We start from the raw sequence: 2510 nt of genomic DNA, 5'->3' as shown, positions 1-2510 counted from the left end.
AAAACCATCTAAATGAATGAGAGTACTTTTATGACCATCCCGATTCAGCCAGAACCAACCAATGAACAGCGCCGCATTATTTATCAAGCACGCCGTGGCTTAAAAGAGTTAGACTTTTATATTGACCTTTATGTCAAAGAGCTTTACTTAACTGCAGAGCCTGCTGAACAAGAGACATTTGCAGAAATGCTGACGCATGAAGACCCTGATTTGTTAGATTATTTTACCAATCAAAATCGTCCAGAAAATGAGGAAATATGGGCGTTGGTGAATAAAATTAAGACATGGCGTCATACTAAAAATTTAACTTGATTATGGCTTTAGGTATAAACAATGGTTGTCCAGAGTTGGTATAGGTAGGTCTGAGCAACATAGTGGTCTGACGTTTTCTTTGGTAATAAAATATGACCTTGGCAAATTCGTTACGTATTGATACGGCTATTCAGCCTGCCAGCTATTTGCGCTTGCTGCTTTATAGTGGTTTGACCGCCGTCATGGTTGTGTTGGCATGGCTCGCTTCTTTATTGTTATGGCAATATGTGCTTATTTTAATCGTGACCGCCGCAGTGACTATTTATTTAATATTATCACGACCCATACTGCTGCACCTTAGCCAACCACCACTTAGCCAGCGTATTGACCAACATTGGCAGCTACTGCTGCGCACTGGTCGCGGTGATGAGCTCTGGCTGGCACAATTAATCGCTGTCTCTAGATATCGATGGGCGATAAGCTTTGAGTTCAATGTTATAGAGCCTCGTCAGCGCTCTTTATCAGTGACCATCTTTCGAGATCAAGTGAGCTCTGAGCAATGGCGAGAGTTAAATATTTTGACTAGGGTGTATTGAATATTGGCAAATAACCCTTGTCAGCGCCACGGTCGAATATCCAACAGATCTAATATAAGTGCCGAAAATATGCGTTAAGGCAAAGGTATCATTTTTTAATAGCGCCCAATGGTAGCTCTTTTTCATAAACTTACGAACGCCTACATGTCCTAACAAAACACCTATCTGGATAGCGAAATAGATTTGTTATATTGCAAGATAATTGTAAATAATATAAAGCGCATGGTGCTGTTAGCTAGCTAATATATTAGATTAGCAGCGAATTTTTTAGCGCCGTATAGTGGCTTATAGATAATAAATAATATGACAAAAAGGAATAGAAAATGAGCTTATTAGGGAGTTTGGTTAGTCAGGTGGCCCGTCGTGCGATGAATCCTGAAGATGCACAGCGTAATCCTGTGAACCAACGCATTGACCCACGTCGTACAGGTGGTCTCGGGGATATATTGGGTAGTGTGCTAGGCAGCGGTAGTCAAACTGGTGGCTACAATCCACAACAGTATGAGCGTCAGCCTGATAATGGTTTTGGCTTAGATGATATCATTGGTGGTATGACTGGTGGCAATCAACGTGGCGGCATCAATTCGGGTGCTGGTGGTCTGGGCGATGTGTTAGGCAGCGTATTGGGTGGTCAGCGTAATAAAGACGGATTCGGTGGTCAGGGCATGCTAATCGCTGCGCTTATGCCAATGGTACTAAGCTGGATCAAACGTAATGGTGGCTTGAGTGGTGCATTATCAAAAATCACAAGCATGGGTTATGAAAACCAAGCGCGTTCTTGGATGAGTAACCAACAAGACAATGACAACCTTGATCCAAATGATATCAGTCAGTTATTCGATGAAAATGAGATTCAGCAAGTTGCAGCACATACAGGTGCTAATGACATAGAAGTCCGTCAAGGTCTTGCTGAATTGCTGCCAGAGGTCATGAATCAGCTAACACCAAATGGCAACTTGGATAATGAACCTGAAGCCAATGAAGAGATCGACCAAATCATCGACCAGCTATCTAACCGACTAGGCGCGTTAAAGTAAATTTAATTTTTTAAGAAAATCGCAACCGCTAATGTCATAAAGTTAATGCCATAAAAAAGAGTACGTTATCCCACGTGCTCTTTTTTATGGTTGTTAGTTTAACCCTGCCATTGTTACTTTCTTACTAGGTATTTACGCTTTGTTCTAAATATATATGTTAAAAATGGTGAATAATAGAAAAATGATTCTATAAATCTTATAAGATAGTCATATGATTTATTTAGTTTTCTGTCGCAGTGGCTACTTTGATGTTCTTTGAGATAGCATGACTGCGTGATTGCATAAGCATTTATAAGGATACTTAATCATGCCATTTAAGCCTATTCAAGCAGCGGTCGCCATCTTAGTTGGCTTGATCATTTGGTTCGTGATACCAGTGCCTACTGGCGTCACGCCTGAAGCATGGCATATGCTGGCTTTGTTCATCGCCACTATTGTCGCCATCATCGGTAAAGTATTGCCCATTGGTGCCATTGCTATCATTGCCGTCACCCTAGTCGCACTCACAGGTGTGACTAGTGATAGCCCAGCACAAGCCATTAGCGACGCACTATCAAGCTACTCAAGCCCGTTGATTTGGCTAATTGGTATTGCAGTCATGATATCGCGTGGCTTGATAAAAACG

At 41.7% G+C, this 2510-nt stretch carries 4 protein-coding genes; all 4 read left to right on the top strand.

The window, feature by feature from the left end; all coding sequences use genetic code 11:
• Window positions 1–30: 30 nt before the first annotated feature.
• Window positions 31–312, top strand: a complete 282-nt coding sequence (locus JFC10_RS14735) for an FAD assembly factor SdhE (RefSeq protein WP_193012512.1) — start codon at window positions 31–33, stop codon at window positions 310–312.
• Window positions 313–404: 92 nt separating this feature from the next.
• Window positions 405–848 carry a hypothetical protein gene (locus tag JFC10_RS14730; protein ID WP_198333480.1) on the top strand — a complete coding sequence of 148 codons (444 nt, stop codon included), beginning with the start codon at window positions 405–407 and terminating at the stop codon, window positions 846–848.
• Window positions 849–1171: 323 nt separating this feature from the next.
• Window positions 1172–1885, top strand: a complete 714-nt coding sequence (locus tag JFC10_RS14725) for a YidB family protein (RefSeq protein WP_198333479.1) — start codon at window positions 1172–1174, stop codon at window positions 1883–1885.
• 307 nt (window positions 1886–2192) lie between these two features.
• The coding region (locus JFC10_RS14720) for an anion permease (RefSeq protein WP_198333478.1) at window positions 2193–2510 on the top strand (318 nt) is incomplete at its 3' end.

The sequence above is a fragment of the Psychrobacter aquimaris genome (assembly GCF_016107525.1).
Lineage (GTDB): Bacteria > Pseudomonadota > Gammaproteobacteria > Pseudomonadales > Moraxellaceae > Psychrobacter > Psychrobacter aquimaris.
Note: the sequence above shows the minus strand (reverse complement) of the source record. Positions and strands in the feature narration are given on the sequence as shown.